This is a genomic window from Nostoc sp. UIC 10607 (assembly GCF_047228265.1).
Taxonomy (GTDB): domain Bacteria; phylum Cyanobacteriota; class Cyanobacteriia; order Cyanobacteriales; family Nostocaceae; genus Nostoc; species Nostoc foliaceum_A.
In genome coordinates, this window is sequence record NZ_JBIQNW010000103.1 from 1 (window position 1) to 14,628 (window position 14,628).

Below are 14,628 nucleotides of genomic sequence, written 5' to 3' on the forward strand. Positions count from 1 at the left end.
ATTGCCATCAACCTAAGAAACCCAGCCTTCAGATGGAATGGCTTTTACCTCAATCTGCTTAACCCGAACTCAGGTTATATATGGTTCGATATGCATTAAATAAGAACCATATTTTTGTTGATGCTCAATTGAGCCTCTACGATAAGGATGAAATTTTCACATGTATATTCTGCGATCGCCTACTTTTCTATAAAAAAGCGCACCATAAAACACGCAAAGAAACATCATTCTGGGTTTGTGGACATTTTTCTCATAACGTCAACATAGAAGAAGTACAAGAAACAGAAATTGATTGTATCAGCAATCAATTTCTCAGTACTAGAAGCGAAAGTGCAGTACATAAATATGCCAAAAGTCGAGCAGAAAATATACTTAATGCAACTACTGAAACCTACTTTAAACAAGATAAATTTGAGTCAATTCAAGAATACCAATATCCTGGCAGAAGGACTGATATTGCACTTGTTAATAAAAAGGGAGCAGGTTTTCTAAATTACGAAATACAGACTTCTCCTACAAGTTTTAATTCTATTACCACAAGGGTAGAAAAAGACAAAAGCAACTATGTAGGAGCAACAATTTACGCAATTGGGGAAATCAGCAGAAGAGGATCTGCTGATGAATGGGGTAAAGGTGTTGGTGGTCTGGGTGCAACTCAGGCAGTACTGTTAGCTTCATGCCTGGAAGCTTATGGAATGGCTCAGGATATTCAAAAAGTTGCAACTTATCATGAAATCACGCACTTTGAAGATATTAGAACCGGATTTACTTATATAGAGCGAAAAGATATATATGGAGACATTCAATTTAATCAGCATAAGTTTATAGGGAGACATAACGAAATCAGTAATGTAACTACAGACACAACAGCCGAAGTTATATATCAAGCAATACTTGAACATGAAAAACTACTCAAAGACCCGATAATATTTGATATGGGTTTTACTGGCAAGCCTTCTATTTCAAATGTGAGCAATACAGTCGAACAATTTGATGGTGATGACGATAATACAAAGAGATATGAAACACCTTTAGCAAAATTAGATTTAGAGTTACTTCAGAAACTCAAGCTATTGTGTCAAACACATCAGGGGCATATAGGGGCTGCAATAGAGTTTGATATTGATACCCATAGAGCAAAAGTTATCTTGCTAGGGCAAAGTGTAGAGTGTTATGAATGGATAGACTTTAAAAATTTATTTATCTCAGAAGCAGATTTTATATCTACGACAAGCTCGTGCAAAAAAACTGAATTAGAAAAAGAAGAAGGTAATACCCCTTGGATAAAGAGAATTAACACAGAAATAATTCCTTACAATATACTCAACCCAATAAAAGATTGGAGCCAGGAAACTGCAAGTCGAATACAAAGACTTAAAATAGGTGACAGATGCACCTGGATTGATGCACCTAATTGGTGGAATCCCAAGGGAGAAGAAATCAATGATATTGCTCAAGATGGAAAAGTGCGTCTTGCTTATAGCGGTAGATATATTCCTAGAGAGGAAGTGATTCTTATTGAATCTGCGGAATAAAAACCAAGCAATTGATCACCAATAGTCCAGAAACTGTTTTCATTTATTGATGGGCTGAATTTTTGTCTAAGTCGTATTCTTTAAGTGCAAGTACCTGTAGCATTTCTAATTCTTCCTTTACAGATAAAGGCTGATACCCCAATGAAAATGCTTTGGAACTATCCAAAGAAACATCTGTTGGTCTAGGCGCTGCCATTTTCACATCTTGTTGTCGGCAGGATTTTAGACCAGTGCTAGGAAGTTGAAATACTTCCACTAATATCTGTCCAAAATCATAACGCGAAATCCGCTCTTTGCCACCTAAGTGAATGATGCCATTAACTTTTTCTAATGCTAATAAAAGTCCTTTGGCAGCAGTTGTTCCACTTACTGGTGTGCGAAATTCATCTATAAATAAACTTAGTTCTTCTTCGGCTTGTAAAGTCTGAATAAATGGCTGAATAAAGCTTTTCGCTGTGGTTGTTGCTGCACCAAACATCAACGGCATCCGACACACTGCGGTCATCGGATACCTTTCTAGCATATCTGCTTCTGCGATCGCCTTTTGCTCGCCGTAAAGATTGACAGGACACACGGCATCTGTTTCTCTATAAGGGGCATTTAAGCCATCAAAAACTAAGTCGGTTGAGGTAAAAGCACAAGGAATAGAATTATCCGCGCAAAGTCCGGCAATATTGCAGGATGCGATAACATTAATTGCGTGTGATTCTTTGGGGTTGGTTTGACAAAAATTTGGTTGCGAATGTGCAGCAGTATGAATAACTGCTTCTGGTTTAACATCATTAAAGATGCGCTTCAATTCCTGAAAATTTGTTAAGTTCGCTTTTAAAATTTTGATGCCAGGAATCTCTAAATGATGGGATAAATAAGTGCCATAAATATCCCATTCTGATTTGGCAAGCTGACAAAGATGCCATCCTAAAAAACCACTTGCCCCGGTGATTAACAATTTTTTCATGTCTAATCGTAAACCGCTCAAGAAAAATACCTTTCTACAGCAGGCTTATATTCTAATACGCTTGGGTTAATTTTATAGACGCGATAAATCGCCGTCTCTACAAGGATTTTGGTCTTATCTGAACTGTATTGGCTTATATTCTACACTGAGCGGTGGTTACAACAGACTATTGCAGCAATTCCTGAAACTGCTTTTGACTACGCACTTTGATAAAGTCTGGGTCAGTTTTTGCTAATTTCTTGTATTTATCAGGAACAAGCTTGATTGCTTTATCTAGGTTCTCAATTGCTAATTCCAGATTGCTTTGTAAAGCATAAGAGCAAGCTTTGTTGTAATATGCTTGGTGTAAATCTTGCTTGATAGCGATCGCTCTATCATAAGATGCTATTGCATCTTGGTAACGGTGCAGCTTTGTCAGAGCAATGCCTCGGTTAATTAAGGCTTCGTATTTGTCGGGTTTGATGGCGATCGCTTTGTCGTAAGATGCGATCGCATCTTTGTAGCGTTGCAACGATGTCAAGGCTATACCACGATTATACCAAGCTTCATATTTGTCGGGTTTGATGGCGATCGCAGTATCGTAGGATGCGAGAGCGTCTTTGTAGCGTTGCAACGATGTTAAGCCAATGCCACGGTTAATCCAAGCTTCGGGACTCTCAGTTTTGATAGCGATCGCTTTCTCGTATGCTTTTATTGCATCTTCGTAACGTTGTCCATCTAATAAATTATTACCTTGATGAAAGAAATCTTCTGCTTTCTGGGTAGCCTTCGCTTCTATAAAAAGCTGGGTTACATTATTTTCTTGCACAACTTGTTTAGTATTTTCTGTCGATGAGTTTGCCCCACCACTACAGCCAAATGCCAAGAAAACTATCAATCCAGATGCAACGAAGCAGCGCTGAAAAACCATGCTGTACCTACAAAACTTATAAGATGATGTTAAAAGTTGTTCTTTTTTTGAACATTATCAAAATACACTAGTTTTTACCCATTAATTTCCTTATATTTTGAGAAATAACTTTCTTTATGATGCATATAAGCTTATTAAATTCAAGCGTATGTTACATTATCATATTAAATACACATAAAGCAATTGCTTAGAAATTGATTTAACTCAAAAAACAATTATTTGTGTTGCTATGTAGGTAGCGTAGGCGTAGCCCGTCGTAGACATCGCACTCCTGTGGTAATTTCCCTTTTAATTAACAAGGGTGCGATCGTTCTATTTTGAAACTAAAAGAAGCTGTTATTTGCTTAATATTTCAAGCAACTTTATTGCTAAGCTGTTATATCATGTCCAGTTGAACACTTGTCATTGCGAACGGAGTGAAGCAATCGCAGAGACCTTGTGATTGCTTCATTCCACTACGTTGCACTCGCAATGACATATCACAAGTAATTTACCGGACATGATATTACGCATTTAATTTGTACATTTATCTAATGACTGATGACTAATGACTGTTAACCGTCAACAGTCAACAGTTAACGACCATCAAGAGTGTTTATATACTTTAGACGCGCATCAGCGTATCTGCAACCATCTTCAGCCAACTCAAACACAACTTTCAACTGCATTTTGGGCATGATGCGATAAAGAAACTGATGTAAAAACACAAAGAGGCAAAGCGTTACTTCGCGCCTTTGCCTCTTTCCTCTTTACACAAAACCTAATTAATGCCAAATACCGACTCTACAGTTGATTTAATCGAATCCCGCGCATCCTTTAAAGTTTGGCTAATGGGATGTTTTGCCTGCAAAAACACACGGGCACAATTACGTCCCGGCATTCCCGAAATGGAACCACCTGGATGAGTTCCTGCACCAGTCAAAAATAGATTCTCGATTGGCGTTTTGTAGTTGGCTATTTCTGGCAAGGGACGGAAAAACACCATCTGATCTAGGGTCATGTCAACATGGTAATAATTCCCTTTATAGGCACCTAATCTTTCTCCTAGTTCTGCTGGACTTTCTACACGTCGGGCGATCGTTGCATTCTTGACATTCGGTGCATAATCTGCCAATTTATCAACCACCCTATCTGCAACTTTGTTTTTCAATTCATCTGTCCAACCAGTACCTTTTAAACCAGTGCCTTCTGCACCTGCAATTTGATAAGGGGCAAAATATTCAATCCATACAGTGTGCTTACCTGGTGGTGCTAATGTGGGGTCTAAGTAGCTAGGCATCACCACATACATTGATGGGTCAGCATCAGGAATTTCTCCTAAGCTACATTTACTATGAGCCTGTTCTACATGAGCCACGGAATCGGCAATCAAGATAGAACCAACGAGGTATTCGTCTTTGTGCGCATGGTATGGAAAACGCAGTGGTTCGTCTAAAGCCAAATCTATCTTGAGGATGGTTTCGTTGTTGTTAACGATGCGGCGTTCTAATCTTTCCCATAAATCTGGGTCGGCTCCATCGATATCACTTTTATCAGTCATTTGTAAAAATAACCGCTTGGCATCAATATTAGAAATAACGCCGTATTTAGCGCGATATTCGGTGTTACCAGCCACTCGTACACCAACGGCTTTTCCATCATCAATTAAAACTTTTTCAACATGCTGGTCTGTGAGAATAACGCCACCTTTGCTTGTGACTAAATTCACCAAAGCTTGCACAAGTGCGCCAGTTCCGCCGCGCGGTCTTGCCATTCCAGGGTTGTGACGCATCGCCATCATGATTGCACCAATAGCAAGGGTTTTTTGCGATGGCGGTGCACCAAGTTCTGATGCTAGTCTGGCTAGTGGCGCTTTCAGAAATTCCTCATCAAACCACTCGTTAAGTAAATCCTCGGCGCTGGTTAACATGGTGCGAATAAAGTCCAGCGTTTTGTTTGGCGAACCAATAACCGAAAATAAATCTTTGAATTTTTTGATATCGTAGTTGCCAACGATATCTATAATTGACTTTGGCGGTGCATTAAACATAGGAATCATTGCACCAATCGCTCGCTGCCAATAGTCTACAAATTCTGCGTATTTTTTGGCATCACGTTCATTGTAACGGGCGATTTCTGCACAAGTCTTTTCCACTGACTTATGTCCTAAGAAATATTTACCATCAGGATGAGGACAGAAAACAACTGGATCACATTCCAGATAATGCAAGCCGTATTTTTCTAGTTCTAATTCTTCAACAACTGGCCCCAAGTGAATAAATTCATGGTCAATAGCACACAAGTTAAATTTAAATCCAGGAGCCTCTTGCGGTAAACATTCTTCAGTTGTTGCTGCGCCACCTGGAACAGAACGCTTTTCCAGTAACAGGACGCTATAACCAGCTTTTAGCAAATAAGCTGCACAAACTAACCCATTGTGTCCAGCACCGATCAGCACAACATCATACTCTTGCATAGTTGGAATTTAGAAATAAATAGTCTTTCTAAATAGTAGAAACATTTTACTACTTTTACATCATCCTCTAGTAACAAAAATTATCTTTAAATATTGCCAATACTACTAACTAAAGAGATGCTAAATTTGACGATGATGGTATTTGCTTCACTTGAGTTTCTATCATCAGGATTAAACTACCAGTTTCTACTTTGATATCTTTAATATGAAATACCATATCTTCCCATTTAAAAAATGGTATATTCATCCATTCTTTGGCTTTCTGCATTATAGCTGTAACTACTTCTATGGACATTCCCCCACCCTCAGTGCAGTTAAAACTTTCCAGCATCGCGGGTTGTGAATGAGTCCGTGGACGTGCGATCGCAGTGTAACCCAAAGGGCGAGTATTTCCCATTTCCTTTAACAACACTCTTCCCCTACATTCTATTTTGCCATCACCAGGTAAAAATACTTCAATTTTTTGTGCCTCAAAACTCACAATTTTACCATCTACTTCCAAATCAAAATCTTGCATCTGGCTGCTAACAAAATCTGATGCCAAAGCGCGGTTCATATCTGCTTCTGTGAGTACAATGCGAGCAATGGCATTTACTGGCTCATTCAGTTCTATTTGACCAAAAATAGCGCTTAAGGGATTGATAGCAATACTATCTGTTTGCAGTTTTATTTCCTGTACGCGGATGTCTTCTTGGATTACTAATCCTTTTCCTGCAACCGAAACTCCATCCGCTTGTCCCTGAACTATTTTCAACAGATCAGTTTGTACATCTATTTCAATTTTTTCTACGTCATCTAGTTTTTCAGATATTCTTCTTTCAGCTTCCTGGGATAGAAATTGTTCCTCCAACCGATGCTCATCAGGCATGAATTAGTAAGCTCCTAAATGTCGTCTTACTAGTTACTGTAAAGGCTAGATGCTAAGGAGCGGATCTACATTGAGGTATATGCAAATTGGAGGATTGAGTAATCAAGTAGAAAGTATTGTTTGTCTTTTAAGTTTTGCTTTTTTGGTAACAACCATTTTTACACCACCGCTAGGAACAATCGTAATACCACGACGGACTGGATGCACTGGACGTTTATCAGTAAGGGTTAGTTGAAAATTCGATAATATTATGGCTGTTACTAATTTTAGTTCATACATGGAAAAGGCTGCACCAATGCAACCGCGATAACCTCCACCAAAGGGTAAATATTCGTAAGGTGAAAATTTTTGGTTGAGGAATCTTTCTGGACGAAACTGTTCTGGTTCTGGGTAAGTATCGGCTCGGCGATGTGCTAAATAAATACAAGGAACTAAAACTGTTTCTGATGTAAATTTCTGTCCCATAATTTCCACCCTATCTTTTACCATTCGCGGTGTGCAAATTAAAGCAATAGGGTGAATTCGCAGTGTTTCTTGACAGACGGCGGTGAGATAAGGTAATTGTGTAATTGCTTCAGGGTTTGTGAGACCATTTAAAGTGTTTAGTTCTTGCATTAGCCGATGTTTCACCTCTGGGTGAGAGTGAATTAAATAAAATATCCAGGCTAATACGCCAGATGTAGTTTCATAACCCAACAGCAATAATGAAACTAGTTGATCGCGTAATTCCTCATCTGTCATCTGTTGTCCATTTACGTCACGCGCTGACATCAGCATACTGAGAATATCTGTACGCGTAGCATCATTTTGCGAACGTCTTTCAGAAATTTCTGCATAGATGAGTTTGTCAATTTGCTCTCGTCTTTTGAGGAAAATTCCCCAAGGACTCCATGTACCTAAATCTTGTTGAAGCAAAGGAAAGAAAAACAAGCTGGAATACCAAGGTTTAGTTATATCTTCTAACAAAGAACTCAATTTTTCTTTTAATTCTTGGTAACGCGCACCATGAGTAATACCAAATACTACCTTTAGAATAATTTCTAAAGTGATATTTGACATTAAGTTGTGTATACAAATATCTGTACCTGATGTCCAATTTTGTGTAACTTCTTCAGTTATTTTACAAATGGCTTGTCCATAAGATTTTAAATTATTGCCATGAAATGCTGGTACTAATAACTGCCGTTGTTGCTGGTGCGATCGCGCTTCTTGAAATACAATAGAATTTTCTCCAAACAAAGGCTTAAATACATGGGTTGCTTTCTTAAAATCTAACTTTTGTGCAGGTATAGCAAAACAATCACTAATTGCTTGGGGATGGCTAAAAAATACTATTGGTGGGGACTTTAAACCCATTACCCGCATTGTGAAAATGTCACCATACTTGGCAGAATACTTTTCTAGAGTTTTTGTTGGTTGAGCAATTAATTGCAGCGTTTGTAGTAATTCTAGTGTGCTTATCTTATCAAGTACTTTCATTGTTTATTCGATAATTTTATAATTTACTAAGCTGCAATTAATACAAGCTGCTTGGTATAATAATTAATCATCCCTAGCCATCCTTAAAAAGTAGGGAATTAGAGTAAGCTTGAAAAAGTGTTTATGGTAATTTTCTAGAGTAGAATACCACTAGTTAAATCGTCTTAATAAATAAACACCATTAGCTTTTACAATGATAATAATAGTATTTTTACTAAATATTTGGATGCATTTACGAAAAATTTTCCTAAAAATATTTAGGGTACACACCCACTTAAATTACGTCTTTTGGTGATGTAAAAGTGCCCTATATTGGTATATACATTCAGTCTTAAAACCAATTCTTTTTACAGTTGCAATATATTAAAATCCCCTATAGTCCTGATTAAAAGAGGGCTACAGGGGATTATATAAAATCATTGAAAATCTATCTAAATGTATAGATGGAAGTTTAAAATTTGCTCAACGCAACCATTAACCCCCCCAGCATCAAGCAGTGGTTGTCTGTAGAATGGGAGACTTCACCTGACGTTGACTCATGACAACCATCTCAATAGGACGATCTGGCCCTGTAACCAAACCACGGCGTTTAGGTCGCACTTCACCATTGTCAACTAGTTCTAATTCCAGACTGGAAAGGATTTTTGCAAGTGCTAGCTTCATTTCCAACTGGGCAAATGCTAGACCAATACAACGCCTTGCACCACCGCCAAAAGGCAAATATTCATAGGCAGAAAATTGCCGTTCTAAAAACCGTTCTGGCTTAAACTGCTTAGGTTCTGGGTAAATATCTTCCCGTTGGTGGGTCAAATAAATGGAACCAAGTAAGACTGTACCCGGTTCTAGTTCGTAGCCGCCTAGCGATATTGGTGTTCTTACTTTTCTGGGAAAAGTTAGTATACCTACTGGGTAAATCCGCAATGTCTCGGAACACACAGCGTTGAGATAAGGTAATTTGAAAACGGTGCTGGGGTCTGGGTTATCGCCCAAGCTATCTAATTCTTGCAGTAGCTTTTGGCGCACTGATGGTACTTTGTGAATCCAGTAAAATGCCCAGGCTAAGGCTGTCGCTGTGGTTTCGTGACCGGCTACTAACAGAGTCATCAATTCATCCCGCAATTCTTCATCAGTCATGGGTTGGCCGGCTTCATCCCTAGCAGCCATGAGTAAGCTAAGAATATCAGTGCGTGATGAATCTGCTTGTTCTCGACGTTCCCGAATTTCCTCGTAGATGAGTTCGTCAGCTTCTTGCTGAAGGCGCATCTGTTTTCCCCAGAAGTTAATCGGGCCAAAATCCCTTTGCAAAGCAGGAAAATAAAGCAAAGCAACACTTAACCGAGAACTGGACTTTTCTAAAAGATCGCGCAAAAATTGCTGTAGTTTTTCGGCGCGAGGCCCTTCATGTAGCCCAAACACAGCTTGCATAATCACCCGTAAGGTAATGGCTTGGGTTGCAGACCGAATATTAAAGGGTTTACCTATCTGATATTGACTGATGACTTGCTTGGTGACATCGGTAATCACCTGGCTATAGTTTCGCATTCTTTCGCCGTGAAAGGGAGGCATTAACAACTGACGTTGGCGCTGGTGTTCTGCGCCGCTAATGCTAATCACAGAATGCTTTCCCAGCAAAGGTTCAAATACATCATTTAGATCACCAGGCGCTTCCAATTCTTTGGTATCATTTGTCAAAATTTGCTGTTGCGCTTGGGGATTGCTAACAATCACCAAAGGAGGAAGATTTTTGTCTAATCTAAGAGTAAAAATCTCGCCATAGTTTTTGGCACAAGCCTCCATAAATAACATTGGATTAACAATCCAGCGGATCATCTGTAAAACTGCTGGAGTTTGAGGGCCGTTTGGGAATTTCATAAATTTTTTCCTACTTAATATTTTTTTGCTACTTAAACGAACTGAAATTTTGCTTGCGTAACCATTTAAAGTACTTATTCTAACGTTGCAAAAAAGCAATAAACTGTTACAACCTCGAAGATGTAAAATTTTTGTTAAATTCAACGAGCATCTACAGTTTCATCTAATCGTCAAAAGGTACTCAGCATGACTGCAATCTCCGCAAAGGCATCTTCAGCGCTTCCCAATTTTTCGGAAGGGATTCAATATTTTGGTGAAGCTTTACCAGATTTTGAAACTTATGGTGCAACACCTGCTATAGAGTCGGATAAAGTAGCGATCGCATCTCCCACAGAACCAAATGCTGTATATCAAACTTTACTTGCTGCCGATGCCTTACGCTACCTGACTTTACAAGTTACTGGTAGTAAGGCTTCTGGGCATCCCGGCGGCTTCGCCAGCCAAGCAGAAGCTTACGCATCTCTTGTCATGCTGGGATACAAGAACATTATTACCGAAGTCGGACACCACGCCCCTGGATTTTATAGTGCCATGTTCTTGGATCGTTCGCTAGAGGACATGGGAATTTTTACAGTCCAACAATTGCGCGATCGCTTCCGTGAAAAGCACGGACTCTTAGGACACCTGTCTGGTTACATCCCCGGTATTCTCGCACCTGCGGGGCCTTTGGGACAAGGACAACACTTTGCAATGGCGGCTGCACTGTTACACAAAGATAAGTTGTTCCCCTTTACAGTTGGTGATGGTGGATTGGGTGAACCTTATATTGTGAGTGCGATCGCTCACTTCCATACAGCTTATCCTGCTGTCACCAACTTCTTACCAGTTTTGGTGTGGAACGGTTACAGCCAAGAACATCACAGCATGGTTTCCTTGAAAACCAATGAACAGATGCAAGCATATTGGCAAGGTAACGGTTTTGATGAAGTGGTGTTAGTGGATGCCAAAGATTTTGACGATCAAAACCAACCAGGCGATTACGTTGATAGTACCGCCTTTTCCTTTGAGAAACGCCTAGAATTTACGCAAGCAGTACTTTCGGGTATAGATAAAGCAGCGCGATCGGCATTGGGTGGTAAACTTACCGTCTTCATTATTAAACAACTCAAAGGTGCAGGAGTCCACGCGCGGGGTGCAAAATCTCACAACCTGTATCCTAAAGATACGCTGGATGCGCCGCATATTGTCAGTGCATTGCAAACCCGTGCTTTGTCTGCGGAAGCTTGGCAATTAGTTAGAACAAATGCCGAACGCGCCGGTGGTGGCCCAGCAGCAAAAACTGTAGTTACAGAATTTGAATTTCCATTGCCAGAATTAGGCGAATTACCTTTAGAAGAATATGCAGTTGGTGGTGAACCCAAAGTTTCCACAACCGCGATGGGACGATTGGTAGGAATAGTTGGAAATAAAGACCGGAATTTTCTTGTCACCAACGCCGATGGTAATGAAGCATCAGGAATTGCCAACATCAACCAAGCATTAAAGATTATCCATCCCACAACCGACGATTTATATAACCAAGCACCAAATGGACAAGTTTATGAACCATTGAGTGAAGATGCTTGTGCCGGTTTAGCTGCGGGTTTAGCGTTAATGGGTGCGAGAACTTTGTGGTGTTCTTACGAATCTTTTGCCATCAACGGATTACCAATTTGGCAAACTGTAACCCAAGCAATGGCAGAATTGCGCCGTCCAACACCCTCGACTATTACTTTATTCACAGCTGGCGCATTAGAGCAAGGGCGCAACGGTTGGACTCACCAACGTCCCGAAATTGAAGCTTACTTTGCTTCATTGATGCGAAATGGAAATGTTTTCCCATTATTTCCGCCTGATGCTAATAGTATTCAAGCTTGTTATGATTGGGCGTTGAAAACTAAGAATAAGGGAGTTGTGATTACAGCTAGTAAATCGCCGTTACCAATTCGCACAACTTTAGAACAAACTCGTCAAGGGTTGCGCGATGGTGCAGTGCTATTACATGAAGTCGCTGGTGATAAACAAGTTGTATTTGCTGTAATTGGCGACTTAACATTAATACCAGTATTTGAAGCTGCTGCTTTCTTGGAAACTGAAGGTATTGGTGTGAAGATAGTTTCTGTCATCAATCCTCGGCAATTGTACCGTAGTCATGATACCGCGTGGGATACCTGTTCTGAACCCGAAGGCGGTTTCTTGGATGATGCGAAATTTGCCGAATTATTTGATGGCGATGCGCTAATTGCTGTTACTGGTGGTGCTGCGGGGATGCTGGAACCAATTCTGTTGCGGAGTACAGCCAAGCGCGACACCTTTGCTTGGAAGCGTGGAGAGACTACAGCCAGTGCTGGCGAGTTGATGGCATTTAATGGATTGACTGCTGAAGCGTTAACGAAACGTGCGATCGCGTTAGTGCATTAATCTTCTATGTAGTCGGGATGTAATATTCCTATCTAGTCTAAAGCTGGGTAGGAATTTTTACGTTTAAGAAACTGGGATTATTACTTAAGTTAACTATTACAATTAACTGTTTTTGAGTCTAAAATGCTACAGTGCTTTTTATGCCTAAGTTCATCAAGTAATAACTCTTAGACAGTGATGCCTTCAAACTTCAACTTGAGACTCCAACATTTAGAAGACAACATTAAACAAGACCAGGATTTACTCAAAGACTATGAAGATTCATTGCGGTATGAAGATGAGCCACGTCGCAAGGCTAAGTACAGACGAGAAATTGACCAATTGCGCGAATCTGCTAATCGTTATCAGAAGGAATATGATGAATTGCGAATGCAGATAACTGGTGAATCAAATGTACAAATGCAGAATGTAGCTATCGAGTTGCAACAAATGAACACCAGATTAGATAGATTATATGCTGGGCAGAAGGCTATATTTGAAAACATTAATCACTTGCGTCAAGGACTATTAGCTCGTTATAACGCTGGTGAACAGAACATAATTGTAGCCATAACCGAACAATTAAATCAAGCTCAAATGGTTATGATTTCTACTGTTTTAGATGCAATAGAAACCGACCAGATAACAGAGCAAGAAATGCAGCTTATTTTACAAGAAATACAGCACAATATAACTAAACTGCAACAAAATGGGATTGCTTTGACTGCCAGTCAAGCAGCTTTAGCGGAAGTTATCAATGCCCCTGGATTAGATTTCAAACATAGATTGAAGGTTGGTATACCTCTTATTCCTTTTATTTTGGACTATGAAGGTGAATTAGAACTAGGAACAGGAATAAACCTTAAAGGTGCGTGGCAAGCCTTGGTGCTGCGATTCAGAGGAGAATAGAAAGTGAATATGCACCAGCAAAGAAAAAATGACATAGAAAAACACATAAATGAGGAATTAATACTACAAAAGGAATTAGAAGACGATTTACGCCTTGCTCAAGAGCCACAGCAGAAAACCAAATTTAAAAAGCAAATTAAGGAAGTAAAATCAAGAATTTCTGAATATAAAACTGAGCTAGATTCCTTGTCTGACCATCCACAAAAACAAGAATCTCTCGTTAGTGCAATGACAACTCTTACATTCAGGGAATTAGATATGGTAACGCAGGGAATTCTTTGTATGCCTATATCGGCTGAAGTTAACTATACTGTTCTTCCTCCAGTACCAAAAATGTTGAAAAATGAACTAACTGGGGTTGCTCAATCCAGACTTATGACAGGGGTAATTCAAGCTAGGATGGTTGGTAACTTTGTTGAGAATATGGTTAACATAATCCCTGATTTTCCAGAGAGACTAAAAGCAGGGTTTGTAAAGGAATATCAAAGACTCCAGGCAACCGGATTAAAAGGAAATGCTTTATTGGATGCTTTGCATGAGTTTTCTTGCAATAGTAGTTCAGACTATGATCTACAAGCAGCTGGTTTAGCCGTGCTGTACTATCTCTTTGAGAAGTGCGAGGTGTTCGAGCGATGATTCTTCCTACAAAACATATCTCTACCAGTCACTCTCTATTGGGGGTAGGTGCTACAATACTAGAACAATTGTACCAACCAAGAACAGTTTCATCACTTTGGAGTGCTGTTGCTACCATGCCAGAAGTTGCCACATTTGAACGTTTTGTTTTAACTCTTGATCTCCTATACGCTATAGGAGCAATTGAGATGAATGCAGGATTACTTCATAGGTGTCACCGATGATTCATGCTGTTCGTTGTAATCATGCATCATTCAAAACGGTAGAGTTTAGACCTGGCTTTAACGTAGTTTTAGCAGATCGCACAGAAGACTCTGGCAGAAGAGATTCTCGTAATGGATTGGGTAAATCTACTCTCATTGAAATTATTCACTTTTGTCTTGGAGGCACGATTCCAACTGCCAAAGGGCTTGGTTCTAGGACTCTTCGTGGTTGGGCTTTTAGTTTAGAGCTTACACTTGCAAATCAAATTATCACTGTTACAAGAAATACTGAAGATAGGACTCAGGTAGTAATTGATGGAGATACTGCTAACTGGCCTATTCAACCACACCCGTGACAGGTTAAGTAAAAGTGCATTTTGTCAATCAGCTAAAATACTCAAAAGCCAGTTAGTGAAAATGATAA

Annotated in this window: 13 protein-coding genes; 7 read left to right on the top strand and 6 right to left on the bottom strand. The window is 39.7% G+C overall.

Going from position 1 to position 14,628, the window contains the following annotated elements:
• Positions 1-80 precede the first annotated feature (80 nt).
• The gene (locus ACEYW6_RS33890; protein ID WP_412983252.1) at positions 81-1,535 is read left to right on the top strand and encodes a hypothetical protein; all 1,455 of its coding nucleotides are present in this window, start codon (positions 81-83) and stop codon (positions 1,533-1,535) included.
• A gap of 43 nt (positions 1,536-1,578) precedes the next feature.
• On the opposite strand, the gene ACEYW6_RS33895 is transcribed toward ACEYW6_RS33890, so the two are convergent.
• Together ACEYW6_RS33895 and ACEYW6_RS33900 are read right to left on the bottom strand one after the other, a co-directional pair.
• On the bottom strand, positions 1,579-2,493 hold the full coding sequence (locus ACEYW6_RS33895) for an SDR family oxidoreductase (protein ID WP_412983253.1): 915 nt from the start codon (positions 2,491-2,493) through the stop codon (positions 1,579-1,581).
• Positions 2,494-2,659: 166 nt separating this feature from the next.
• Positions 2,660-3,403: a tetratricopeptide repeat protein gene (locus ACEYW6_RS33900; protein WP_412983254.1), complete on the bottom strand. Its 744-nt coding sequence runs from the start codon at positions 3,401-3,403 to the stop codon at positions 2,660-2,662.
• A gap of 547 nt (positions 3,404-3,950) precedes the next feature.
• On the opposite strand from ACEYW6_RS33900, the gene ACEYW6_RS33905 reads away from it, so the two are divergent.
• Positions 3,951-4,082 carry a hypothetical protein gene (locus ACEYW6_RS33905; RefSeq protein ID WP_412983255.1) on the top strand — a complete coding sequence of 44 codons (132 nt, stop codon included), beginning with the start codon at positions 3,951-3,953 and terminating at the stop codon, positions 4,080-4,082.
• An 81-nt stretch (positions 4,083-4,163) separates the two neighbouring features.
• Here the strand turns inward: ACEYW6_RS33905 and crtO are convergent, their stop codons facing one another.
• The 4 genes from crtO to ACEYW6_RS33925 all read right to left on the bottom strand — a co-directional run bounded on the left by crtO (position 4,164) and on the right by ACEYW6_RS33925 (position 10,077).
• Positions 4,164-5,858, bottom strand: a complete 1,695-nt coding sequence (gene crtO / locus ACEYW6_RS33910) for a beta-carotene ketolase CrtO (RefSeq protein ID WP_190890719.1) — start codon at positions 5,856-5,858, stop codon at positions 4,164-4,166.
• Positions 5,859-5,967: 109 nt separating this feature from the next.
• Positions 5,968-6,726, bottom strand: coding sequence for a DUF2993 domain-containing protein (locus ACEYW6_RS33915; protein ID WP_412983256.1), 759 nt, complete (start codon positions 6,724-6,726; stop codon positions 5,968-5,970).
• Between the two features lie 102 nt (positions 6,727-6,828).
• Positions 6,829-8,205 carry a cytochrome P450 gene (locus tag ACEYW6_RS33920; RefSeq protein ID WP_412983257.1) on the bottom strand — a complete coding sequence of 459 codons (1,377 nt, stop codon included), beginning with the start codon at positions 8,203-8,205 and terminating at the stop codon, positions 6,829-6,831.
• A gap of 489 nt (positions 8,206-8,694) precedes the next feature.
• A complete protein-coding gene (locus tag ACEYW6_RS33925; protein ID WP_412983258.1) occupies positions 8,695-10,077 on the bottom strand; it encodes a cytochrome P450 in 1,383 nt (460 codons plus the stop codon).
• 186 nt (positions 10,078-10,263) lie between these two features.
• Between ACEYW6_RS33925 and ACEYW6_RS33930 the strand changes: the two genes are divergently transcribed.
• From ACEYW6_RS33930 to ACEYW6_RS33950, 5 genes are all read left to right on the top strand, one after another.
• Positions 10,264-12,477 carry a phosphoketolase gene (locus ACEYW6_RS33930; RefSeq protein ID WP_412983259.1) on the top strand — a complete coding sequence of 738 codons (2,214 nt, stop codon included), beginning with the start codon at positions 10,264-10,266 and terminating at the stop codon, positions 12,475-12,477.
• A gap of 177 nt (positions 12,478-12,654) precedes the next feature.
• On the top strand, positions 12,655-13,365 hold the full coding sequence (locus ACEYW6_RS33935) for a hypothetical protein (RefSeq protein ID WP_412983260.1): 711 nt from the start codon (positions 12,655-12,657) through the stop codon (positions 13,363-13,365).
• A 3-nt stretch (positions 13,366-13,368) separates the two neighbouring features.
• Positions 13,369-14,001 carry a hypothetical protein gene (locus tag ACEYW6_RS33940; protein ID WP_412983261.1) on the top strand — a complete coding sequence of 211 codons (633 nt, stop codon included), beginning with the start codon at positions 13,369-13,371 and terminating at the stop codon, positions 13,999-14,001.
• Positions 13,998-14,225, top strand: a complete 228-nt coding sequence (locus tag ACEYW6_RS33945; RefSeq protein ID WP_334829233.1) for an ABC-three component system middle component 6 — start codon at positions 13,998-14,000, stop codon at positions 14,223-14,225. The genes ACEYW6_RS33940 and ACEYW6_RS33945 overlap by 4 nt, the downstream gene beginning before the upstream one ends.
• The gene (locus ACEYW6_RS33950; RefSeq protein ID WP_412983262.1) at positions 14,222-14,560 is read left to right on the top strand and encodes an AAA family ATPase; all 339 of its coding nucleotides are present in this window, start codon (positions 14,222-14,224) and stop codon (positions 14,558-14,560) included. Before ACEYW6_RS33945 ends, ACEYW6_RS33950 begins: the two co-directional genes overlap by 4 nt.
• The last annotated feature ends 68 nt before the right edge of the window (positions 14,561-14,628 follow it).

What these genes read in the sequence shown, in the direction of transcription:
- ACEYW6_RS33890 (WP_412983252.1), top strand. Translation starts at nt 81, where the DNA reads ATGGTTCGATATGCATTAAATAAGAACCATATTTTTGTTGATGCTCAA.
- ACEYW6_RS33895 (WP_412983253.1), bottom strand. Translation starts at nt 2,493, where the DNA reads ATGAAAAAATTGTTAATCACCGGGGCAAGTGGTTTTTTAGGATGGCAT.
- ACEYW6_RS33900 (WP_412983254.1), bottom strand. Translation starts at nt 3,403, where the DNA reads ATGGTTTTTCAGCGCTGCTTCGTTGCATCTGGATTGATAGTTTTCTTG.
- ACEYW6_RS33905 (WP_412983255.1), top strand. Translation starts at nt 3,951, where the DNA reads ATGACTGTTAACCGTCAACAGTCAACAGTTAACGACCATCAAGAGTGT.
- crtO (WP_190890719.1), bottom strand. Translation starts at nt 5,858, where the DNA reads ATGCAAGAGTATGATGTTGTGCTGATCGGTGCTGGACACAATGGGTTA.
- ACEYW6_RS33915 (WP_412983256.1), bottom strand. Translation starts at nt 6,726, where the DNA reads ATGCCTGATGAGCATCGGTTGGAGGAACAATTTCTATCCCAGGAAGCT.
- ACEYW6_RS33920 (WP_412983257.1), bottom strand. Translation starts at nt 8,205, where the DNA reads ATGAAAGTACTTGATAAGATAAGCACACTAGAATTACTACAAACGCTG.
- ACEYW6_RS33925 (WP_412983258.1), bottom strand. Translation starts at nt 10,077, where the DNA reads ATGAAATTCCCAAACGGCCCTCAAACTCCAGCAGTTTTACAGATGATC.
- ACEYW6_RS33930 (WP_412983259.1), top strand. Translation starts at nt 10,264, where the DNA reads ATGACTGCAATCTCCGCAAAGGCATCTTCAGCGCTTCCCAATTTTTCG.
- ACEYW6_RS33935 (WP_412983260.1), top strand. Translation starts at nt 12,655, where the DNA reads ATGCCTTCAAACTTCAACTTGAGACTCCAACATTTAGAAGACAACATT.
- ACEYW6_RS33945 (WP_334829233.1), top strand. Translation starts at nt 13,998, where the DNA reads ATGATTCTTCCTACAAAACATATCTCTACCAGTCACTCTCTATTGGGG.
- ACEYW6_RS33950 (WP_412983262.1), top strand. Translation starts at nt 14,222, where the DNA reads ATGATTCATGCTGTTCGTTGTAATCATGCATCATTCAAAACGGTAGAG.